The sequence below is a fragment of the Clostridia bacterium genome, from assembly GCA_017554615.1.
Classification (GTDB): domain Bacteria; phylum Bacillota; class Clostridia; order UMGS1840; family HGM11507; genus SIG450.
In genome coordinates this window covers 149,475-172,604 of sequence record JAFZHY010000002.1, presented here as the reverse complement: position 1 = coordinate 172,604, position 23,130 = coordinate 149,475, and the positions used below count along the sequence as shown (strand labels likewise).

The window sequence follows — 23,130 nt, the reverse complement described above, 5'->3', positions numbered from 1 at the left end:
TCGACCTTAAACGCAGGAAAATTTTCAAGATTTTTAATGCGAAGGACGAAGTCAGGCTGACGCCTTACGAGGACGACAAATTAAAAAGATTGGAATTTAACAAGTTTAAGGCATATTGTGTTCAAGTACTACTGCACTAAAAAACTGCACTAATGCAGTTTTTTTAGTGATTATTTATAAATAATATTTTTTAGAGTTTCTATTAGTTTTGATTTATAAATTATTTTATCACTTTGGTTATCCTTTATTGTAACATCTTCCTTTATACAAAGGGCAGGGAAGAGTACAAAGAAAAGATTTTTTCCTTTGCCTTTTCCAAGTATTATTTTAACGCTGTCATATGTTCCGTAGGGAAGATTAACGCTTTTATAAGAATTTTTATTATAAACTTCTTTTCCCACTTTAATTTCACAGGTATAATCTGTACCGATATAAGAAAGAAATCCATCTATTTTTTCTTTTACTCTCTGTTTGTTATTTATAATAAAATTTAGTGTTTCATCTTTACTTTTTAAATTATTAAGATCATTATAAAATGAAGATAAAAAGAAGTTTTTAACCCTTTCTTTTACACTCTGGTCATAGAAAGAATTACTGTTTGCAAGTATATGAAGTCTTACATACTTATCACATTCGTTTATGCTTTTAGACGCGTTTACCCCTAATGCTATGTAAGAAAAAAGCAAAATTATAAGTAATATTTTCTTCAAAAAAAATAACCACCTTTCAATCAATGAAAAAAATTGATATTAAGATGGTTAACATTTTTTACATCAAATATACAAGATTTGTGTATTTTTTAAATTGTTCTTTTGCAAGTTCGGCTTTTTTATAGTTATCAAATATACCGAAAACTGCGTTTCCGCTGCCACTCATAAGTGAACCACAAGCACCAAACTCCATAAACTTTTCTTTATATAATATTATATCGGAAGACTCATTTTTTGAATAATCTTCTAAAACATTATACATTCTTTTTGTGATGCTGTATAAATCTTTTTCTTTTAATGCTTTTATAATACCCGAAGTATCAGGATGATATTTAATTTCATCAATATTTACCATAGAAAATATGGCTTTTGTAGAAAGCCCTTTATTCTGTGGCTTTGCTATAACTATATGGCAGTCGGGTAATGGATCAAGTTTAGTAAGTTTCTCTCCTATACCTTCTGCAAGGCAGGTGCCTCCCATAATACAAAAAGGAACGTCTGCACCGATTTTTTCGCCAATCCCAAGAAGTTCTTTTTCTTCTAAAATATTTCCTGAATATTCATTTAAGAATTTAAGGAATGCTGCAGCGTCTGAACTGCCTCCTCCAAGCCCTGCACAAACAGGAATCCTTTTATCAAGATAAATATTAAAACCTTGTGCCTTTAAGCCTGTGTAATTATAAAAATCGATATATGTTTTATATAATATATTTCGGCTGTCATTAGGAAGATAGGATAAATTGGTTTTTAATAAAAACTTATTATCCTTAGTTTCATTTATTATAATATCATCGCATAAATTAACAGTATGCATAATCATTTTAAGATTATGGTATCCGTTTTCTCTTTTTGATATTATATCTAACGATAAATTGATTTTGGCTTTTGCCTTAATATTAAATTCACTCATAAATAACTCCCAAAGGTTATTATAAATTTTTTAATTGTGTTCCTTAATATATTCCAAAGCAGCGTTTAGTTGTATATCGTCTTCTTTTTCTAAAGTCAGAATACTTCCTGTATGTTCGGATATAACCTCTTTGTGAGGCTCAATTCCCACTCCGTGAATTTTAGTGCCGTTAGGGGTTAAATATTCTGCAACTGAAAGAACTATGCTGTTTTTAGAATCGATTTCAAATCTTTGGTTAATAAGCCCTTTTCCATAAGTTTTTTCGCCTATTAAAATTGCCTTTTCTCTGTCTTTTAGGGAACCTGCAAGAATTTCTGATGCAGATGCAGAAGAAGAGTTGGTAAGCATTATAATAGGGTACTTAACTTTAATATAAGCCTCGTCAGACTTTTCAATAACATCTTTTTGGTTTTTATATTTTTCTGTAATAATAACACCTTCGTCTAAGAATAAGTCTGCAATGCTAACAGCAGTGTTTACAGTTCCACCTGGGTTATCTCTTACATCCAAAATTAAATTAATATTTTCGTCTATGTTATATTTTGAAAGTTCCTTTGTAAAATCTTCGTATGTGTTAATATCAAATCTTGAAATTCTTACATATACAGTATCGTCTTCAATTTTTTCAGATGATATGGAAGTATATATAATTTCATCTTTTGTAAGGGTAACTGTGAAATTTTCAACGCCTTCACGCTTTATTTCAAGTTCTACAGTTTCGCCTTTTTTGCCTTTCATAAGCCTTATAGCCTCTTCAGACTCTTTGTACGAATATTCGTTCCCGTTTACTTTTACAATAATATCATTTTTTAAAATTCCTGCTTTCTGGGCAGGGGAAGAATCAAATGGGGAAACTACCATAATCTGCCCGTCTTCACTTGGTGCAAGGCTAAGGCCGACTCCCACATATGCTCCCTCTATTGTTTCTTCATATTCCTTAAGGTCTGTTTCGTCAAGGTGGTAAGAATATGGGTCTTCCAATCCGTACACCATAAAACTTGTGGCATAATCATAAAGGTTATTCTTGTTATAATCTTTATAATAATACTTCTTTACTAAGTCTTCTATGGTGTTCATCTGTGATATAGTTGTTCCCGGTACATTGCCGAATTGACCGGTATAAGAAACGGTGGCAACCTGATAACCTAAAACGAAAACTAAAATATAGGCAATAATGGTAAAAATCTTACCAAATATTTTAACGCTTGGTTTTATCGCCTCTATTTCGTCATTTTCATTTTCTGAGGTATTTAAGTCCTCATTTTGTTTATCAAAATTTTCCATAATAACTCCCTTATTTAAAATAGTTCATAGGGTTAACAGCAGAGCCGTTAACTAATATTTCAAAATGAAGATGCGGACCGGTAGACCTTCCTGTGCTTCCTGATATTGCAATTACCTGACCCTGTTTAACAGACTGACCTGCCCTAACGAGCAGTTTGCTGTTATGTCCGTAAAGGCTTACAATTCCTCCGCCGTGGTTTATTGCAACATAGTTTCCGTATCCACTCTCATAAGTGCTGACAGTAACAACACCGTCTGCAACTGCTAATACATCATTTCCCGCATACACGCCGATATCTATTCCTGAGTGGAATTTATACTGTTTAAGTGTAGGATGATTTCTGTAACCGAAAGCCGATGTAATTGTATGGCAGGATGGGGTAGGCCATATAAACTGACCGCCTACATATGTTTTAGGAACATTTGAACCGCTTTGTTGACTTGCTTTTCTTGCAATCTCTGCTCTTAGTGCGGCTTCTTCCTGCTCTATTTTATTATATTCTTCTCTTAATTTTTCTATATCTTTATCAAGGTCTTTAACATATTTTTGCTTTTGCTCTGCCTGATATTTTAAGTTGCTGTTGGCAGTTTCAAGTTCTTTTTCTTTTTCTTTTTCCTTATTTATAACTTTATCAAGATCTTCTTTTTTCTCAACTATTTCTTTTTTTATAGCCTTTAACTCGTTAAGAATTTTATCATCATATTCGGATATAAGTTTTAAATTTTCAAGATTATAAAAGAAATCAAAAACCGATTCGCTTGAAGAAAGGATGGAAAAATAGGAAATAGCCCCGTCTTCATAAACTGAACGAAGGCGTTTTTTAAGTTTTTCTTCCTGTGCTTTCTCGTTTGTTTCAGCGTTGGCAAGTTCTAAAAGTAAAGTTGCCTTTTTTTCTCCAAGTTCGTTTAGAGTAGCAGATATAGCATCAAGTTCAGCAGTAATTTTTTTAATGTTTTTTTCTAACTTATCTGCTTCCTTTTTTGCGCTGTCCTGTTTCTTTTTATTATCGTCTATCTTTTTCTGAACCTGTTGCTTTTCATTGGTTTTTTTGTTTAAATCGTTCTGTGTTGCAGCGTATGCAATAAAACAACCATTTAAAATAATACTAAAAAGAGTAAGCAAGGTAATAAACTTTTTTGTTCTACTTATTTTCTTCATAATTGTATCACCCTATACCTTCAAATGTTTTTTTATTGAAAACATACTTGATGTACTTCCAAGTAAAAGCCCTGTAACAACTATAATAAATGTTATAAGCGGCATTGCTTCATGTGTGGAAAGAATACCGATAAGTTTATGCTGACTGCCTATACCGTTAAGAGCAGCACTGTATACCCAGTAAACTCCTGCCCATGAAATAACTGAAGAAATAAGACCTATAAGCATCCCTTCGATAATAAAAGGCCATCTTATGTACCAGTCGGTAGCACCAACTATTTTCATAATGCCGATTTGTCTTTTTCTTGCAAGTATAGACATATTGATTGTATTTACCATAATTAAAAGCGCAAGAACAACAAGGATAACTGTAATAACAGATGTTCCAAGCTGAATTTTTCTTGACAGATTATAAAAGGTTTCCATCTCGCCTTCAAACTGGCTGACTTTCGCAACGCCTGAAATTTTTGAAAGATTTTTGGATACTTCGGATGCTTTTGATAAATCTGTAAGAGTGATTTCAATGGAATCTCTCAAAATTGTTCCGTCGTTAATACTTTCTAAAAATTCTGCATCGTCATACATTGCTTTTAACTTTTCAAATGCTTCGTCTTTTGTAACAAGTTGTGCTTCGCCGATATAGGAAAGCTCGTTGACACTTAGCATCACTTCATTTATCTTTTCGTTGTCATATGTTTCGTCAATAAATGCAGTTAAGTGAAAATCTTGTTCCAGTTTATTTGTTATTGAAAAAATATTTACTGTAATAGCCGATGTAATACCGAAAAGGAATATTCCCGATGCAAGAACTACCAAAGTAGCAAATGACATTGCACGATTAAGAAATATATTGTTGAATGCTTCTTTTATAAATAAACTAAATGAGTGTAACTTCATTATAAGCACCCCTTTCTTCATCTGCAACTATCTTTCCGCCGTCAAGGAGAATAACTCTTTTTTTCATTAAGTCCACAAGAGTTTTATCATGAGTAACTACTATAACAGTAGCGCCCCCCTTGTTTATTTCAAGAAGCATGTCCATAATCTCTTTGGAAATTCTTGGGTCAAGATTACCTGTAGGCTCGTCCGCAATAATAATCTGAGGATTATTAACAATGGCTCTTGCAATGGCAATTCTTTGCTGTTCTCCCCCTGAAAGTTCGTGCGGGTATCTTGAAGCCTTGGTTGCAAGGCCTACTCTGCTTAGAGCATCAGGAACTCTTCTTCTTATCTGCCTTCTTGTTGCCCCCACTATCTCAAGCGCAAATGCAACATTTTCATATACTGTTTTATTCTCAAGTAATCTGAAGTCCTGAAAAACCATACCGATAGTTCTTCTGTAATACGGAATTTCTTTTCTTGTAAGATTACCTAAATTAGTATCGCCAACAATGATTTCCCCCTCAGTAGGGAAAAACTCTGCAATAAGAAGTTTGGTTAATGTAGATTTACCTGCACCCGAACTTCCTACAACAAATACAAATTCGCCCTTTTTAATATCAAGAGACACATTGTTTAAAGCGTGAATTTCATTGTTGTTATTATTTTCATAGGTCTTTGTAACGTTGGTGAATTTAATCATACTGTCTCTCCTTTAAATTAGAGTTTTACAACATTTGCAGACAGATATTTTTTAACCATCATAGCAATTTTAAATATAATTGCATCGTCAAACTGTCTTAAATCAAGGCCTGTGTTTTTCTGTATTTTATCAAGACGGTATACAAGAGTATTTCTATGTATAAAAAGTTTTCTTGCTGTTTCTGATATGTTAAGGCTGTTTTCAAAGAATTTCTGAATAGTGGCTATTGTATCTTCGTCAAGTTCTTCAAGCGAATCTTTTTTGAACACTTCGTCAAGAAACTTTTTGCAAAGAGTGGTAGGAAGCTGATAAATAAGTCTTCCTATTCCTAAATGCTCATAGTTTATAACATCTTTTTCAGTATCAAAAACTTTGCTTACTTCTATTGCAATCTTTGCTTCTTTATATGACATAGCAATTTCTCTTACTGTTTCTACATAAGAGCCGATACCGATTTTAGCAGTACAAAGAGCTTCAGAATTTATTGTGTTTTTTATAATCATAGCCTCTTTGTCAATATCCTTACTGCTGACATTGTTGCCCATTTCTTTAACTAAAACGATGGTTTCTTCATCAATGCTTACTATAAAGTCAACATTTTTAGAAGGGTACATACTGTATAAAATGTCATACACGGTTTCTCCGTGTTCACTGGCAACCTTTATAAGATAAACAACTCTTTTTGTATCAGTAGAAATGCGAAGTTCTTTTGCTTTAACATAAATATCGCTCGGAAGAATACTGTCCTGAAGAAGATGTTTAATAAAAACAGACTTGTCAAGTTTTTCATCCTGAACCTGTTTAAGATTTAAAAGAGCAATACTTAAAATATTAAGAAGTTTAATTGAAGAAGCATCTGTGCTTTCCAAATAAACGATAAATTCTAATTTACCTTTAACATAAATTGGCTGATATGCTGTGTTTCTGTTTAAAATAATATGACTGTCTTTTTTAATAAAATCTTCAAGTTCAGGCATACATTTTCCGACAGCGCTTTCATCAGTAGACGCTATAACATAAAACTCATCATCTAAAATGCCAAACGGATAATCTATAATAGACTTATACTGCGAAACAACAGACTTAAATAAATTCTGAGCCATTCTATACATTCCTTTCTTAAAAAACACAAAATTTCACATTTTATTATTATATATTATAATAATATACTATCTTTGTGCAATTTTCAAGTTTTTTTGGCAAAAAGTCGTCAAACTATTGGTATAAATGCAAAAAAAATAACCAAAGACAAAAAAGGAGATGCTAAAAAAGACAGTGCTTAAAAACTTTTTTAAACACTGTCTTTTTTTATTGTGAATTAACACAACAAGGTTCTCCGAAAATCTTAAGCCTTTGGCTTTTAGATTTTCGTGAGGTTCTTATTGTGAATTAACACAACAAGGTTCTCCGAAAATCTTAAGCCTTTGGCTTTTAGATTTTCGTGAGGTTCTTATAAGGTCAATGCGTCAGTAAGTATTCCAACATTTTTCTGATAAATACTGTTAAGTTCTGAAATAGGAAGAGGGTTAACTCCTTTTCCAACCTCTATTGTATAACCTGGCAGGTTATAATTTAGGATAAACCAGTCTTTATACCCTGCATATCCAGATTCAAGAGGGGTTTCTGAAACTAAATAGCCACTGCTTCTTGCAAACCTTAAGGCAATTTCATAAGAGCCCTCAGGGTTGTAATCAAGAAACTTCCAGTAAATAACCTCCCCCTGAGTGTGATAAGAGATAGAAAGCCTGAAATTTCTTGACAGAGTAAAGTCGTAGACAGCCTTGCTTTCAACAGCAGAAAGGGGGTTATCTCCAACATAATCTCTCGGTGCAGGGCCTGTTATTCCCTGAGCCTCTTTGACCCTTTTTGCCTCCTCCCAGAAAGCAGGGTAATTAAGATTTAAGTCAGTTCCTACAATATTTGCTTTCCAACCGCTTGGGAAAGGTATAGACGGATAATTATCGGCTATTTCTTTTGCCCTTATGTAATATTCATTTTCTGTGTCTATCGCTGAATTTACAAGGTCTACTCCGTCAGGGTTTACAAGCGGAATAAGATAAAGGGAAGAAATGTTATATAGATAGGTTGCACCCAGCGTTCCTATTGTCGTATTCTCCGAATAACTTTTAGAATATTCTTCAATAAATTTAAGCAAAAGAGGGGTAGTTATCCATTCATTTGCATGGTGGGATGCATTGTAGAAATATTCGTTTGTCCCTCTGCCTATTTTAACAGTGTAAATGCTCTTTCCCATAACTGAATTTCCTGCTTTTGAAAGTTCTAAAAACGGATACCTTGCAACCAGTCCGTAAAGGATATATTGGGTAAGAACAGAAGAATAGGGAATTTTGTCGGTTACAAGAGGAAAAAGGTATGGAATAACAAGGCGTGTTCCTACTGTAAGATTTTTTGTATCTATGTCAGGGTTAGCCTTAATAATTGCATCGGCACTGGTTGAATAATACTCCGAGAGGTTAAATACTGTGTCGTCCTGTTCTACTGTGTGAAGTGTAAAACCGTATAAAAAGGGTAAGGCAGTCTGCCATGTATCAGGGCCGAAAATTCCGTCAACTCTTAAATCTTTTGCCCTTTGAAATTCTCTTACCGTTTCTTCAAATTCTTCATTATATGTGTCTGAAAAATCTGCGTCATAGCCAATAGCACGAAAAAGTGCAAGTTTTGCTAAGTACACATCATAGTTTTTATCGTTTAAAGTAAGAGTTCTCATATAATCACTCCTTGTAAATTTTTAGTTATATATATATCTATATTTATAAAAAGCAACATTTATGTTGACTCAAATTGATAAAATATGTTATACTGATACGAAAAAAATTAAAAAGAGGGTAAAAAAATGATAAACAGCAGACAAAGAGCCTATTTAAGAAGCCTTGCAAATTCTGTTCCTGCCCGTTATCAGGTGGGTAAAGGGGAAATAACCGAAAATCAGGTTAATATGTTTTTAGAGGCGATGGAGGCTAATGAAATAATAAAAATAACAGTTCTTGAAAACAGTCTTAGAACCGCAAGAGATGTATGTGATGAACTTGTTGAATTAACAGGTGCAGAGCCTGTTCAGGTTATAGGAAGAAAGATAGTTCTATATAAAGAATCTAAAAAGAATAAAACAATAAAATTACCGAAATAAGGATAGTTATGGAAATAAAAGAATTTAAAGATTTAAATGTATCGCCCCTGATTTTACAAGGTGTTGAAAAAATGGGTTTTACCGAACTTACAAAGGTGCAGGAAGAAGCAATAAACCCTATTTTAGAGGGTAATGATGTTATAGTTCAGGCACCTACAGGAACAGGCAAAACCTGTGCATTCGGTATCCCTTTGATTGAATCAATAGATGAAGAAGATAAAACACTTGCGGGAATAGTTTTATGTCCCACAAGAGAACTTGTTATACAAACAGCAGGGGAACTTGCAAATATCGCGCGTTATAAAAAGGGAGTAAATATTGTTTCAGTTTACGGAGGACAGCAGATAGATGTCCAGATTTTAGCATTAAGAAAAAAACCGCAGATAGTAGTTGCCACACCTGGAAGGCTTATTGACCATCTAAAAAGAAAAACAGTAAAAGTAAAGAACTTAAAAATGCTTGTTTTAGACGAAGCGGACGAAATGCTTAATATGGGTTTTAGAGAAGATTTAGATATTATTTTAGAAACTGCACCAATTGATAGACAAACAGTTTTATTCTCTGCTACAATGCCACAGGAAATAATAGATATTGCAGATAAATACCAGAAACAAAACCCTATGCATATAAAGGTAACAAAGGACGAACTTACAGTTGATACTGTTATGCAGTATTATCTTGAAGTTAAACCTGCAAACAGGGTTGAAGCGATAAAAAGGCTTTTTAATGCAAACAGATACAGACTTTGTATGGTGTTTTGCAATACCAAGAAAAAGGTTGACGAAATATGCGCCGAACTTCGCCATTTAAAACTTCCTGCCGATGCGCTTCACGGAGATATGAAGCAAATGCAAAGAGACAGGGTAATGGACAGGTTTAAAAAAGGGTTAACAGGTATTTTAGTTGCAACAGATGTTGCCGCAAGGGGAATAGATGTTGACAATGTAGATGCAGTGTTTAACTATGAAATTCCTGAAGACTTTGAATATTATGTTCACAGAATAGGAAGAACAGGCAGAGCAAAAAGGCAGGGTGTATCCTATACTTTTGTATCAGGCAGAGAAGTTAAAAAAATAAAAGAGTTAAAGAAATTTACAAAAGGGGAAATAACCCTTATCACTCCTCCGTCTTTAAAGGAAGAAAAGGCAGTTAATCTTGAAACTGTTATGGAAGATGTTTTGTGCATATTAAAGGATAGTGATTACTCTTCGTACAGAGATTATCTTGAAACATATACATTCTCAAACGGAGTAGATATCTTTGACCTTTCTGCATCCCTTTTAAAAATGTTAAACGAGGGAAAAGATTATAACAAAAAAGACGATTTAATAAAAAAGAAGCATGACGATAAAAACAAAGTAAGGCTTTTTGTAAATCTTGGCAAGATGGATAAAATGGGAACAAACAATATGATAGATTTACTTAAAACAAGCGGAGTTGACTTTGAAAAAATCGGAAAAATTGATATTATGCAGAAATTTTCCTTTGTCGATGTGGAAAGGGAAGTTGCTGATATAATAATTGAAACCTTAAACGGTACTTATTATAAAAAAAGAAAAATAACTTTTGAAATATCAAACAAAAAAAGAGAAGAAACAAAAGATAAAAAACCATCACAAAAAAGAAAAAGGTAATTATTGACACTAAAAATTTTAAGTGTTAAAATTATTTAAAAGGTTTTTTATAAAATGCAGAGCAGACGTTGCGCGTTAAGTGTCAGGAAATGGGAGTAGAGTTTCTGAACGAAGGGGAAAGACCTCGCGATGTAATGTTTCATCCGCTGTTAATATAATTTATTTGTATTTTCAGCCCCTGCAGAAAGAAAGGGGAATTTTTATGGAAAGAAAAGGTAAAGATTTAAGAAAGTTAGTGTACACTTCAATAATTATTGCTATTGCCACCGTTTTAAATGTTCTTACATCTTATCTGGCATTAGGCGGAGCGGCAGCGCTTAAAATATCCGTTTCGGCAATATTTATAAAGATACCTGCAGTTTTGTTTGGCCCTTTATACGGTGGAATTACAGGTGCTTTGGCAGATATATTAGGCTATCTTATAAAGCCTAACGGTGGGTATATTTTCCCTATGACACTGACTGCAGCATTAGGCTGTGTGCTTACAGGCTTTATCTTTAAGTATACAAAGAAATTAAATTCAACTGTTATTAAAAAAATTCTTATATCTTTATCGGCGTTTTTTATAGGTTTTAGTTTTATAAATAATATATCGGTTACCTTTTTTAGCGAAAGTAACTATGCAGGGTTTATTTTATCATCAGAAAAAATAAAACTTCTTTTTATAATCTGGTTTGAACTTATAGGCATAGGATTAGCGTTTATTCTTTTTATAGATTTTGTTTTGGGCAGACTTTTAAAAAAATTATATGACGAAAATTTTATAAAACTTCTTGTAACCTTTATGTTTCCAAATATTCTGGTTACCACTCTTAATACTTTTATTTTAAAAATCTTTATACCAGGTCTTTCAAAAGTAGGCTTCTGGACATTATATGCGCCCCGTCTTATTGAAGAAGTGGTTGCAATAGTGGTGCAAAGTATTGTAATAAGTTATGTAATAAGACTTTACTATAAAATTTCAAAGGAGAATGGTTAATGAAAAAAAGATTATTGGTATCTTTACTTATTGTTATATTTATTCTTTCAGGTTGCGCTTTACCCGAGCAGGACCTTAATAATATAGAAGAGTCTTATTCTTCATTAGTTCGTTTGCCATATTCTCAGCTTATCGGTAAAAATACAGATGAAGTAACTGATATAACAGGCAAACTTATCTATAACGAAGAAGAAAACATTTATTATATGGATAAACAACTTATGGAATTTACTCCGTATTTTATTTTAGATAAAAATAATGTTATAAAAGTGTCAGGGTTTGAAACTAAAAAAAATGTAGATGATGAACTTATCCCATATGTATCAGGGATAGTTAACCTTATGTTTTCCTATTACGGAAGCGTTGCTATTGACCCTGATATAACAAAAAGAGTTATAAAACTTAATGATATTTCCATGTGTAAAGATAATGAAGAATTTTTAGAAAAATGGAACTATAACGGATACCCTGTTGAACTTAGTGTTAAGATAAAAAAAGACACTGCCATTATCCGTTTTCAATATAATAAATTATAAAGCAAAAAAAAGAGCATAACTGCTCTTTTTTTTATATTTTAGTAGAATACATTTGCCAGAACGCAGGTGTAAACCCGCATTTTAAAGCGATTTTCTGAGAATAAATATGCGATTCAACCGTTCCGTAAAAAGGCATAACCCCTCTTTTTATAATCTCTTCTTTTAGAAGGTTAACAAGATATGCTCCAATTCCCATACCCTTAAATTTATCTTTTACATTTATGCCTATCTGCCACATATATTTACTGTCATAACTTGCAGCAGCCATACCCATAATTTCATCCCCGCAGTATGCACATACTGAAAGCATATCAGGTCTTAAACTTGAAAATTCCAGAGCATTTTTAAAATCTTCATTTCCTTTAAAAATATAAAGTTCATCTTTTTCAAACCATTTAACAGGGAAGTCATTATTAAATTCAACTGTTTTTGACGGTATGTAATAATGATGGCAATCGTAGATTGTATGACCGAAGTTATATAATATATTGTTTATTTTTTTAAGGTTAGAAAAACTTGAAATAAACCCTGCGTTTATATATTCAAACTCTTCTTTTAATATCTTTAAAAGTTCTTCATTTTCGGATGCAAAGATAAACTTATTATTGATAGCGCAACTTTTAAGTAGTGCGTTATCCCATTCATAAATTCGTCTTCCGTCTTTTTTTAAATCTTTTGCAAAGATGTTTTTATAAGATTTAACATCACATAAATCTAAACTAAAATCAAGAGCAATCTGCTCATTTAATATATCTTTAAAATTCATTTTATCACCTTGGTATATTATACAGTAATCTTACTTAAAAAACAACTCCAACTTTTCAATAGCCTTTTTTTCTATCCTTGAAACATAGGAACGCGAAATATCAAGTTTTTTTGCAACCTGCTTTTGAGTAAGTGGTTTTTTATTGTATAAACCGTACCTTAAAGAGATAATTTTCTTTTCTCTTTCATCTAAAACGCTTTCTACCCCCTCGTAGAGTTTTTTAATGTTTATATTAAGGTTTACCTCGTTAAAAACTGCCTCTTCCTCATCGGTTAAAATATCCATAAGATTTATTTCGTTCCCCTCATAGTCAAAACCGATAGGCTCGTTTATAGATACCTCGTTAACTAATTTTTTCTCGCTCCTTAAACACATTAAAATTTCGTTCTGAATGCATCTTACAGCATATGTAGCAAGACGGATGCCCTTATCGTTATCAAAGTTGTTTATTGCCTTTATAAGCCCTATTGTTCCTATTGATATTAAGTCTTCATAATCTTTCGGGCATTGATAGTATTTTTTTGCAACATATGCTACAAGTCTTAAGTTTCTTTCAATAAGAATATCCCTTGCAGATTCATCACCAGATTTAAACTTTAAAATAAGGTCTTCTTCTTCTTTTTTTGAAAGTGGTTTTGGAAAGGAATTTAAATTTGTCAGATAGCCTATTAAAACAAAAAAATCTGATAAAAAATTAAGTAAAAAATTAAACATAAAATTCACCCTGTATAAGTTTATGTAAGATATTTCTATTTTTGCAAGTCCATATTGACATATTATTATTTTGGTAATATAATAATTAAAAATATGTTTTAGAGGCGAGGTGCAATTCCTCACCGGTGGTATAGTCCATGAGCCTTTTTTTAAAGGTTGATTCGGTGAAATTCCGAAACCGACGGTAAAGTCCGGATAAATAAAACCATAAATTTGTTTTTACTCTCTGCATATTTTTGCAGAGTTTTTTTATTGGAGGAGTTATAATGCTAAATGCCAGACAATTAAATACAAAAAAAATGGTAACCCTTTCTATGTTATCAGCAATATCTGTTATTCTTGTAATGCTTATTCGTCTTCCATGGCCTGGAGCAGTTTTTTTAGAATATGATTTTGCAGATGTTCCCATTCTTATTGCCACTTTGATTTACGGACCTTGTGCAGGGGTTTTAGTAACCCTTGTTGTATCGGTTATACAGGGGATAACAGTAAGTGCTTCAAGTGGGATAATCGGTATTATTATGCATATTCTTGCAACAGGTTTTTATGTTTTGATTTCAGGCTTCATTTATAGAAGAGTAAGGAATATAAGAGGCTTGGCAGTTGCCCTTATATTCGGTGCTATGGTTTCTACGCTTATAATGCTTTTATGGAATGTGTGGTTTACTCCGATTTTTATGGGAGTTCCTGCTAAAGCAGTTGTAAATATGCTTGTCCCTGTTATGCTTCCGTTTAATTTAATTAAAACAATGGCTAACGGTGTGATAGTATTTGTCTTATATATGTTGCTTAGGAAATTAAGGATAGTATAAATTATAAAAAAGTAAATTTTCTATTGACATATAAAAATAATGGGAATATAATTAAGTAAATTTTTATGAAAGGACACATAGTATGGCTGACATTTTTGTAAACAACTTTTATTATAACTTTTTTGCTGCATATCTTTTTTGTTTTGCGGCTTTCTTTGGTTGTTTTAAAAAATGTATTTGTGAGTTTGTGTAATTTCTAAAAAGGAAGATTATAAAATTTTTAAGCAACTCATAAATACCTGAGTTGCTTTTTTGTTTTTCAAAAAATGTTTTAAGGAGGATAAAGTTATGGTACTAACAACAAAGTCAGATATAAAAACATCTGATATTTTAAAAATTAAAAGCGACCTTGAGTCAAAGGGCCTTGAAATTCAGATAAACTATGGAGCGCATAAAAATGTTATTGCGCTTTTAGGCGATGTTTCTTTAATTGATACAGAGCAGATAATAGCAAAATATCCGTTTGTTGAGCAGATTATAAAAATATCCGAACCTTATAAAAAGGCAAACAGAAGATTTAAACCTGACGATACTGTTATAAAAGTGGCAAACGAATATATTGGTGGAGACGATAAACTTACGGTTATTGCAGGGCCATGTTCGGTAGAGAGCAGGGAACAGGTTATCGAGATTGCAAAAGGTGTTAAATCATTGGGCGCAAAATTTTTAAGAGGTGGAGCGTATAAACCAAGAACCTCTCCTTACGCCTTTCAGGGAATGGGGCTTGACGGACTTAAACTTTTAAAACAGGCAAAGGATGAAACAGGGCTTCCGATCGTTTCTGAAATTATGTCTGCAAGTCATCTTGACGAGTTTGTTGAGTTCGTTGATATTCTTCAGGTAGGCGCAAGAAATATGCAGAACTTTGAACTTTTAAAACAGTTGGGAAAACTCAATAAACCTATTTTAATAAAAAGAGGTCTTTCCAACACAATAGAAGAACTGCTGATGGCAGCAGAATATGTTATGAGCGAGGGAAACGGTAATGTCATCCTTTGCGAAAGAGGAATAAGAACCTTTGAAACATTCACAAGAAATACTCTTGATTTAAGTGCAATTCCTGCTCTTAAAAGATTAACTCATCTTCCTGTTATTATTGACCCGTCTCACGCAACAGGTATGTCATGGATGGTTGAGCCAATGGCAAAAGCAGCAGTTGCAGCAGGTGCAAACGGGCTTATAATAGAAGTTCATAACGACCCTAAAAAAGCACTTTGCGACGGGCCACAGTCTTTAACCATTGACGAATTCGGAACACTTATGTCAAAAGTAACAAAAATTGCACAAATAGAAGGTAAAACCATATGACATTAAAAACAATAGGTATTGTCGGCTTCGGTCTTATAGGTGGCTCAATGGGAATGGCTTTGAAAAAATATACAAGCCATACAGTTTATGCCTTTGATAAAAGCGAAAAAACAAGAGAATATATCTTAAAAAACAATATTTGCGACGGAGTGTATGAATCTTTTTGCCATAAACTATGCGAATGTGATATAATATTTATCGGGCTTTATCCTTATGACACGGTTAAGTTTATAAACGAAAATAAGGATAAGTTTAAGGAAAATGCAATAGTATGCGATTTATGCGGTGTTAAAAAGTATATAGTAGATAATGTGGATAAAACCGTTCGCTTTATAGCAGCGCATCCTATGGCAGGTAAAGAGGTAGGAGGAGTTTTGAATGCATCAGAAACTCTTTTTCAGAATGCATCATTTTTAATTGCCCAAAATTTAAATACCGATAAGGAAGCCTTAAAAGAAATAGAAAATCTTGCTAAGAAGACAGGATTTTCAAATATTGTTAAAACAAGCGATATAAATCACGATAGAATGATAACTTTTACTTCCCAACTTCCTCATATTCTTTCGGTTGCATATGTAATGCAAAAAGCATTTAAGGAGTGCGACGGTTTTTATGCAGGAAGTTTTAAGGATATGGCAAGGGTTGCAAAAATTAATCCCGATCTCTGGGAAGAACTTTTTAAAATTAACAAGGATGTATTGATAGAGCAGATAGACGAATATACAAACACATTAAGTATGATAAAAAATGCTGTTATAAAGGATGACAAGAGTTTATATAAACTGCTTGAAAATGCAAGAAAATTAAAGGAGTGGCAGGATGAAAACTATACAAATTAACCTTTCTTCATCTTCTTATCAGATAAAGTTAGGAAAGGATATATTAAAAAATCTGCCTTTATATTTAAAAGAGGCAGGGGTAGTAAAAAAATTAGTTGTTATAACTGATACGAATGTTGAAAAATATCATCTTAATACACTTTTAAATATTCTTGATAACTCTGATATAGAATATGCTACCATAACAATTCCTGCAGGGGAAGAAAATAAAACTTTAGATACTGTATCCTTTATATACAGTGAACTTTTAAAAAATAATATTACAAGAGATGATACTATCTTAGCCTTTGGCGGAGGGGTTACAGGGGATATATCAGGTTTTGTTGCCGCAACATATTTAAGGGGAATAAACTATGTTCAGATTCCTACAACACTTCTTTCAATAGTTGATTCGTCAATAGGCGGAAAGACAGGGGTAGATTTAAAAGAGGGCAAAAACCTTGTAGGAGCGTTTAAACAGCCAAAACTTGTAGTTGCAGATATCTCTTTGTTAGACACTCTTGATGACAAGCAGATTTCAAGTGGTATGGCAGAAATTATTAAAGCAGGTTTTATAAAAGATGAAACTCTTATAGAAAAACTAAGTATCTCACAAAACTTTAAAGAAGATATAGAAGAATTTATTATAAGAGCAATAAATGTAAAAAAAGAAGTGGTAGAAGCGGACGAATTTGAAGAATATGAAAGAATGATTTTAAACTTCGGCCACACTTTCGGCCACGCAATAGAAAAATATTATAATTATAAGGGTATAACTCACGGAGAAGCAGTAGCAATAGGGATGTGCCTTATAACTAAAAATTATGATATAAAAAACCAACTTATAAATCTTCTTTCAAAATATAATCTGCCATATGAAACGGATATACCTTGTAATGTATTGCTAGAATCTGTAAAGAAAGATAAAAAAGCCTTGAAAGACTCTATAAATATAATAACAGTAGAAAAAACAGGATATGGCAAAATAGAGAAAAAAACATTCAAAGAATTTGGAGAAATATATGGCTCAAATTAAACTGTATAAATCACAACTTTTTGGCGAAGTGCCCCTTTGCACTTCAAAAAGCATTGCCCACCGTGCTCTTATTTGCTCTGCCCTCTCAGGCAGGGATATTGTGATAAACAATGTTGAGATGTCTGATGATATTTGTGCAACAATAAACGCCTTAAAAGCACTGGGGGTAAATATAGAATATTGTGATAAAAGAGTAGAGATAAAAAAGGGAAATATTAAATTAAATAATTTCGTTTTAATAAATGCATTAGAGAGTGGCTCAACCTTAAGATTTCTTATCCCTGTATGCATTTCTCTTAACAGAGAATGTGAATTTACAGGAGAGGGAAGACTTCCAAAACGCCCTTTGGATGACTATTTTAGCATATTTGATAATAACGGTATAGAATATGAAAGGGGTAAAGACTATCTCCCCTTAAAAACAAAAGGAACTTTTAAAAGCCGTGAATTTAATGTGAAGGGCAATGTAAGTTCTCAATTTATAACAGGGCTTATGCTTTCTTCCATTGTATGTAATGAAGAAACAATAATAAACATAACCACCCCGTTAGAATCAAAACCGTATATTGATATAACAAAAAAAGTGCTTGAAGATTTCGGGCATAGAGTGTATTTTAAAGATAATATAATAAAAGTTAAAAAAGGAAAAACTAAAATATCTTCTTATAATGTTGAAAAAGACTGGTCTCAGGCTGCGTTTTTTCTTGCGGCAGGTGCGATTTTTGGGGATATTACAATAAAAGATATGAACTTAAATTCCAGTCAGGGAGATATTAAGATAGTTGATATTTTACAAAAAATGGGCGCAGATATTAGTGTTTCTAACGATGTTATAAGGGTAAAAAAATCATCACTTAAAGGTATTAATATAGATGTGTCCGATATTCCTGACCTTGTGCCAGCCCTCTCAGTGCTTGGTGCAGTTGCAAAAGGGGAAACAAATCTATATAATGCAGGTAGGTTAAGATTAAAAGAATCTGACCGTATTTTATCAACAGTAAAAATGCTTGAATCTTTTAATGTAAAGGTTGATATGGGAGAAGACTTTTTAAAGATTTATTATTGTGATAATTTAAAAGGGGGAACAGTTAACTCTTTTAATGACCATAGAATTGTTATGGCGGCATCAGTTATGGCAACTATGTGTGATGAAACTGTTATAAAAGGCTGTGATGCGGTTAAAAAATCTTATCCTGAATTTTTTAATGATTACTTTAAAGTTGGGGGAAAGGGAGAATTTATAAATGAGTAGTATAACACTTAAAAATCTTTCTATGACAATATTTGGCGAATCTCATGGCAGTATGATAGGGGGAGTTATTACTAATCTTCCTGCAGGTCATAAAATAGATGAAGAAAAAATATATAAAGATGTGTTAAGAAGAAAGCCGGGGAATGATTCTTTATCAACTTCTCGTAATGAATCAGATAATTTTGAGATTATATCAGGAGTATATAACGGATATACAACAGGTGCGCCTTTATGCGTTCTTATAAGAAACTGCGATTTTCATTCATCTGATTATTTAAATTTAAAAAACACACCCCGTCCGTCCCACAGTGATTATAGTGCATATATAAAGTATAATGGGTTTAACGATATAAGGGGTGGAGGCCATTTTTCAGGCAGACTTACTGCTCCAATAGTCGTTCTTGGCAGTATATGTAAGCAGATTTTAGAAAAAGAGGGGATAGATGTTCTCTCTCATGTTTTAAAGGTTATGGATATAGAAGATAAAAGTTTTTTATCTTCAACCGATGATGAAATCATAAAAATTAAATCAGGGAAAATGACTATTTTAAATTTAGAAGATAAAATTATAAAAAGAATAGAAGAAGCAAAGGAAAATAAAGATTCTCTGGGCGCTAAAATAGAATGTATGGTTACCAATATGAAAAAGGGAGTAGGCGGACCTTTATTTGAAGGAATGGAGGGTAAACTTGCAAACCTTTTATATGCCATCCCGGGAGTAAAAAGTGTTGAGTTTGGCTTAGGAGAAGAGTTTTCACAAAGTTTCGGAAGTAAGGTTAATGACGGGTATACAATATGTGATAATGAAGTTCGCACAGTTTCCAATAATAACGGAGGAATAGTCGGTGGAATAACCAACGGGGAAAATATAGTTATGAAAATAACCTTTAAACCAACTCCGTCTATATTTAAAGAGCAGCAAACAGTTAACCTTGAAACTTTAGAAAAAGAAAGTCTTATATTAAAAGGGCGTCATGACCCTGTTATAGCATTAAGGGCAATGCCGGTATTAGAGGCGATTACAGCCTTTGGAATTTTAGACAGTATATTATAGGTGATATTATGAATCTTGATAATTTAAGAAAAGAAATAGATAAGGTTGACAGCGAACTTAAGAATCTCTTTTTAAAAAGAATGGAACTTGTTCACGAAGTTTATCTATATAAAAAAGAAAATAATCTTCCTGTAAAAAATGAGGAAAGAGAGAACTTGATTTTAGAAGAAAGAACTAAAGACCAAGTTTGGTTTAAGGATGAAACAAAAGAGTTCTTTAAATATTTAATAGATATAAGTTGTAAATATCAGGAACAGAAATTAAACCCTGCAAACAAGGTTGATTCATCTTTTTTACATATTGGCGAAGACGAGTTTTTAAAAGGTATAACCAAAGTTGCCTATCAGGGAATAAACGGGTCTTACGGTAGTGAAATGGCAAAAATATTGTTTCCTGATAAAAGTTATATAAATAAAACCACTTTTTATGATGTGTGTAAAAGCATTATAGATAAAGAAGCAGACTGTGGAATTCTTCCTCTTGAAAATTTATCAGCAGGAAGCGTTAGCGAGGTCTATGATTTAATATATGAAAATGACCTTACAATAGTAAAAAGCAGTGAACTTAAGATTGATCACAGTCTTCTTGGAATAGGGAAATTAGAGGATATAAAAAAGGTTAAATCTCATCCTCAGGCACTTTGTCAATGCTCTAAGTTTATAACTGATAACGGTTATATTAAAGAAGAGGGGATAAATACAGCGCTCTCAGCTTTTGAGGTTTCAAATTTAAAAGATTCTTCAATAGGTGCAATTTGTAATAAAGTTAACGCAAAATTATATAATCTTAATGTTTTAAAGGAAAATATATCTGATATTAAGGATAACAAAACACGCTTTATTGTAGTAACAAAGAAAAAAATAATTGTGGGGAACCCTCAGAAAATAAGCCTTGTCTTTACTTTACCTCATAAAGTGGGAAGCCTTGCAAGAGTGCTTGGCGATTTTTCCAACAATTCTTTTAATTTAACAAATATTGAATCAAGACCTGTAAAATCACATAACTGGGAATACAGATTTTATGTCGATATAGAGGGGTCTTTGCTTAACGAAAACACTTTGGCGCATCTTGAAAAAATAAGTTATCTTTTTGAAGAAATAAAAATTACAGGTAATTATTAAAGGTGAAAAAATGTATAAATACGGTTTGACAGGTATGCCTCTTGGCCATAGTATGTCTAAGATAATTCATGAAGAAATATTAAAAATTAAAAATATAGACGGTAAGTATTCTTTACTTGAAAACGATAACCTTGATAAAAGTTTTAAGGAAGTTTTAACTAATCTTGACGGTTTTAATGTTACCATTCCCTATAAAAAGGATATAATAAAATATCTTGATGTTTGTTCAGATGAAGTGAAATTATATAATGTCTGCAATACTGTAAAAATCTTAGATAATGTTAAAGCAGGGTATAATACCGATGTGTACGGTTTTAATGATACGCTTTTAAAAAATTCGGTTAACTTAAAAGGGAAGAAAGTTTTAGTTTTGGGAAACGGAGGGGTATCAACCCTTATAGTTCTTGAAGCAGTATTAAAAGATGCCGATGTATATATATCAGGAAGAAATAAGGATAAAATTTATGAACTTATAAACTTTGTTTTTTTAAAAACAGGTGTTAAACCTAAATATATAAAAAAAGAAGATATAGATTATTTTGATGTAATGATAAACGGAACTTCTCTTGGGATGTATCCAAATGTTTTTGACAGTTTTATTCCTTTGGAAAAATTAAAAAACATATCCGTCGTTTTTGATGTTATATATAACCCTTATAAAACTCTTATGTTAAGAGTAGCCGAGTATTATGGAAATAAAGGGATAAGCGGTCTTAATATGCTTGTTGCACAGGCAGTAAAAGCACAGGAAATTTTTAATGACATAACCTTAAGCGAAGATGAATTTTTAAAAGTTTTAAATAAGGCAAAAGAAAATATCCCGCCTTTTAAAGTTGATAAAAACATTATTTTAATAGGCGCTCCAGCCTCGGGCAAAACATCAATTTCCCGGGAAATAGCAAAAATATTTAATATGCAGTTTATTGACATAGACCAGTTAATAGCCGAAAAAGAGGGAATGACAATAAATGAAATCTTTGAGAAAAAGGGAGAAAAATATTTCAGAGAAAAAGAAAGGGAAGTATTTTTAGAATCAATTAAAAATAAGGGGAGAGTAATTTCAACAGGTGGAGGACTTGCTGAGTATTTTAATTTAAACAGTATAAATAAAGAAGAAAATATAATAGTTTATATTGATGTTAATAAAGATATTTTGTTTAACCGAATAAAAGGGGATACTACACGCCCACTTTTAAAGGATGACAAAAACAAACTGTTTGAAATTATAGAAAGAAGGCATCCTGTCTATAAAGAATGTTGCTCTTTGTCGCAAAAAGTCGAAAAAGAGGAAAATATAAAAGATACAACAGTTAAAATTATAGATAAGATTATATCAAAGATTTAAAAAGCCGAAAACGAAAATTCGTTTTCGGCTTTTAATATGTAGTTTAAAAAATTTACAAATTATACTCCACAGTATGCGTTAAATCCACCGTCGATAGGAAGGATAATACCGTTAATAAATCCTGAAGCTTCTTTGCAAAGTAAGAATAATAATCCGCCAAGTAATTCTTCAGCTTCACCCATTCTCTTCATAGGTGTTCCTGCTAAGATTTTTTCACTTCTTGCAGTCCAGCTACCGTCAGGGTTTTTAAGTAAATCTCTGTTCTGTGCTGTAACAAAGAAACCAGGAGCAATAGCATTAACTCTGATATTAGTTGTTGAGAAGTGAGTTGCTAACCACTGAGTAAAGTTAGAGATAGCAGCCTTTGCAGCACTGTATGCAGAAACTTTTGTAAGTGGAGAGTAAGCACTCATTGAAGAAATGTTGATGATAGAAGCATCATCTTTATCAACCATATCTTTAGAGAATACCTGTGTAGGAATCAATGTACCAACAAAATTTAAGTTGAAAACAAACTGAATGTTTTCAGGGCTTAAATCATAGAAAGAAATAACATCAGGGTTCATAACATCTGCTTTTGAATAATATTCGTTAGTAGTGTTACCTCTTGGGTGGTTACCGCCTGCACCGTTTATTAAGATATCAACACTGCCAAGTTTTTCGTTAACAATAGCTTTTGCAGCTTCACATGCTTCAGTAGATAATACGTTACATGCAACGCCGATAGCAACGCCGCCTTCAGCAGTAATTTCATCAGCAACTTTCTGTGCTGCTTCTTCTCTTAAGTCTAAGATAGCAACTTTTGCACCACATGCCGCAATAGCCTTTGCCATAACAGCACATAGAATTCCGCCGCCACCTGTAACAACAGCAACTTTATCTTTTAAGTCAACTTTTAATGGAACGTTCATTTTTAAATTCCTCCTTAATATTTTGTTATATTCTTATTTTATATTATTTAT

23 protein-coding genes and 1 riboswitch are annotated in these 23,130 nt (G+C 32.4%); of the genes, 12 read left to right on the top strand and 11 right to left on the bottom strand.

Features of this window, described 5'->3' with window-relative positions:
- Window positions 1–170: 170 nt before the first annotated feature.
- The 8 genes from IKZ35_00940 to IKZ35_00905 all read right to left on the bottom strand — a co-directional run bounded on the left by IKZ35_00940 (window position 171) and on the right by IKZ35_00905 (window position 8,373).
- Complete coding sequence (locus tag IKZ35_00940; protein MBR4892532.1) at window positions 171–710, bottom strand: stage II sporulation protein R; 540 nt, start codon at window positions 708–710, stop codon at window positions 171–173.
- A gap of 58 nt (window positions 711–768) precedes the next feature.
- The gene (locus IKZ35_00935) at window positions 769–1,620 is read right to left on the bottom strand and encodes a 4-(cytidine 5'-diphospho)-2-C-methyl-D-erythritol kinase (protein MBR4892531.1); all 852 of its coding nucleotides are present in this window, start codon (window positions 1,618–1,620) and stop codon (window positions 769–771) included.
- Between the two features lie 30 nt (window positions 1,621–1,650).
- Complete coding sequence (locus tag IKZ35_00930) at window positions 1,651–2,904, bottom strand: S41 family peptidase (protein MBR4892530.1); 1,254 nt, start codon at window positions 2,902–2,904, stop codon at window positions 1,651–1,653.
- Window positions 2,905–2,914: 10 nt separating this feature from the next.
- Window positions 2,915–4,063 (bottom strand): peptidoglycan DD-metalloendopeptidase family protein, encoded by a 1,149-nt coding sequence (locus IKZ35_00925; protein MBR4892529.1) that lies wholly within the window; start codon window positions 4,061–4,063, stop codon window positions 2,915–2,917.
- 12 nt (window positions 4,064–4,075) lie between these two features.
- Complete coding sequence (locus IKZ35_00920; protein ID MBR4892528.1) at window positions 4,076–4,960, bottom strand: ABC transporter permease; 885 nt, start codon at window positions 4,958–4,960, stop codon at window positions 4,076–4,078.
- Window positions 4,941–5,645 carry a cell division ATP-binding protein FtsE gene (ftsE, locus tag IKZ35_00915; GenBank protein MBR4892527.1) on the bottom strand — a complete coding sequence of 235 codons (705 nt, stop codon included), beginning with the start codon at window positions 5,643–5,645 and terminating at the stop codon, window positions 4,941–4,943. Before ftsE ends, IKZ35_00920 begins: the two co-directional genes overlap by 20 nt.
- Before the next feature lie 17 nt (window positions 5,646–5,662).
- A complete protein-coding gene (locus IKZ35_00910) occupies window positions 5,663–6,748 on the bottom strand; it encodes a helix-turn-helix domain-containing protein (GenBank protein MBR4892526.1) in 1,086 nt (361 codons plus the stop codon).
- 347 nt (window positions 6,749–7,095) lie between these two features.
- Window positions 7,096–8,373 (bottom strand): peptidoglycan-binding protein, encoded by a 1,278-nt coding sequence (locus IKZ35_00905; protein MBR4892525.1) that lies wholly within the window; start codon window positions 8,371–8,373, stop codon window positions 7,096–7,098.
- Between the two features lie 126 nt (window positions 8,374–8,499).
- On the opposite strand from IKZ35_00905, the gene IKZ35_00900 reads away from it, so the two are divergent.
- The 4 genes from IKZ35_00900 (at window position 8,500) to IKZ35_00885 (ending at window position 11,942) form a co-directional block, all read left to right on the top strand.
- A complete protein-coding gene (locus tag IKZ35_00900; protein MBR4892524.1) occupies window positions 8,500–8,793 on the top strand; it encodes a YhbY family RNA-binding protein in 294 nt (97 codons plus the stop codon).
- 8 nt (window positions 8,794–8,801) lie between these two features.
- Window positions 8,802–10,427 carry a DEAD/DEAH box helicase gene (locus tag IKZ35_00895; protein MBR4892523.1) on the top strand — a complete coding sequence of 542 codons (1,626 nt, stop codon included), beginning with the start codon at window positions 8,802–8,804 and terminating at the stop codon, window positions 10,425–10,427.
- A 202-nt stretch (window positions 10,428–10,629) separates the two neighbouring features.
- A complete protein-coding gene (locus IKZ35_00890; GenBank protein ID MBR4892522.1) occupies window positions 10,630–11,406 on the top strand; it encodes an ECF transporter S component in 777 nt (258 codons plus the stop codon).
- Window positions 11,406–11,942: a hypothetical protein gene (locus IKZ35_00885; GenBank protein MBR4892521.1), complete on the top strand. Its 537-nt coding sequence runs from the start codon at window positions 11,406–11,408 to the stop codon at window positions 11,940–11,942. Before IKZ35_00890 ends, IKZ35_00885 begins: the two co-directional genes overlap by 1 nt.
- A gap of 31 nt (window positions 11,943–11,973) precedes the next feature.
- Here the strand turns inward: IKZ35_00885 and IKZ35_00880 are convergent, their stop codons facing one another.
- Window positions 11,974–12,708, bottom strand: coding sequence for a GNAT family N-acetyltransferase (locus IKZ35_00880; GenBank protein MBR4892520.1), 735 nt, complete (start codon window positions 12,706–12,708; stop codon window positions 11,974–11,976).
- A 30-nt stretch (window positions 12,709–12,738) separates the two neighbouring features.
- Window positions 12,739–13,422: an RNA polymerase sporulation sigma factor SigK gene (gene sigK, locus IKZ35_00875; protein ID MBR4892519.1), complete on the bottom strand. Its 684-nt coding sequence runs from the start codon at window positions 13,420–13,422 to the stop codon at window positions 12,739–12,741.
- 91 nt (window positions 13,423–13,513) lie between these two features.
- Window positions 13,514–13,632: riboswitch (FMN riboswitch) on the top strand.
- A gap of 56 nt (window positions 13,633–13,688) precedes the next feature.
- On the opposite strand from sigK, the gene IKZ35_00870 reads away from it, so the two are divergent.
- From IKZ35_00870 to IKZ35_00835, 8 genes are all read left to right on the top strand, one after another.
- Window positions 13,689–14,234, top strand: coding sequence for an ECF transporter S component (locus IKZ35_00870; GenBank protein ID MBR4892518.1), 546 nt, complete (start codon window positions 13,689–13,691; stop codon window positions 14,232–14,234).
- A 288-nt stretch (window positions 14,235–14,522) separates the two neighbouring features.
- Window positions 14,523–15,542 carry a 3-deoxy-7-phosphoheptulonate synthase gene (gene aroF, locus IKZ35_00865; protein ID MBR4892517.1) on the top strand — a complete coding sequence of 340 codons (1,020 nt, stop codon included), beginning with the start codon at window positions 14,523–14,525 and terminating at the stop codon, window positions 15,540–15,542.
- Window positions 15,539–16,381, top strand: coding sequence for a prephenate dehydrogenase (locus IKZ35_00860; GenBank protein ID MBR4892516.1), 843 nt, complete (start codon window positions 15,539–15,541; stop codon window positions 16,379–16,381). Before aroF ends, IKZ35_00860 begins: the two co-directional genes overlap by 4 nt.
- Entirely contained in the window at window positions 16,362–17,396 is a 1,035-nt protein-coding gene (gene aroB, locus IKZ35_00855) for a 3-dehydroquinate synthase (protein MBR4892515.1), read from the top strand. Before IKZ35_00860 ends, aroB begins: the two co-directional genes overlap by 20 nt.
- Window positions 17,383–18,648 carry a 3-phosphoshikimate 1-carboxyvinyltransferase gene (gene aroA / locus IKZ35_00850; GenBank protein ID MBR4892514.1) on the top strand — a complete coding sequence of 422 codons (1,266 nt, stop codon included), beginning with the start codon at window positions 17,383–17,385 and terminating at the stop codon, window positions 18,646–18,648. Before aroB ends, aroA begins: the two co-directional genes overlap by 14 nt.
- Window positions 18,641–19,702 carry a chorismate synthase gene (aroC, locus tag IKZ35_00845; GenBank protein ID MBR4892513.1) on the top strand — a complete coding sequence of 354 codons (1,062 nt, stop codon included), beginning with the start codon at window positions 18,641–18,643 and terminating at the stop codon, window positions 19,700–19,702. Before aroA ends, aroC begins: the two co-directional genes overlap by 8 nt.
- 8 nt (window positions 19,703–19,710) lie before the next feature.
- Window positions 19,711–20,823, top strand: a complete 1,113-nt coding sequence (locus tag IKZ35_00840; protein MBR4892512.1) for a chorismate mutase — start codon at window positions 19,711–19,713, stop codon at window positions 20,821–20,823.
- Window positions 20,824–20,833: 10 nt separating this feature from the next.
- A complete protein-coding gene (locus IKZ35_00835; protein MBR4892511.1) occupies window positions 20,834–22,168 on the top strand; it encodes an AAA family ATPase in 1,335 nt (444 codons plus the stop codon).
- Between the two features lie 59 nt (window positions 22,169–22,227).
- On the opposite strand, the gene IKZ35_00830 is transcribed toward IKZ35_00835, so the two are convergent.
- Window positions 22,228–23,079: an SDR family oxidoreductase gene (locus IKZ35_00830; protein ID MBR4892510.1), complete on the bottom strand. Its 852-nt coding sequence runs from the start codon at window positions 23,077–23,079 to the stop codon at window positions 22,228–22,230.
- Between the last annotated feature and the right edge of the window lie 51 nt (window positions 23,080–23,130).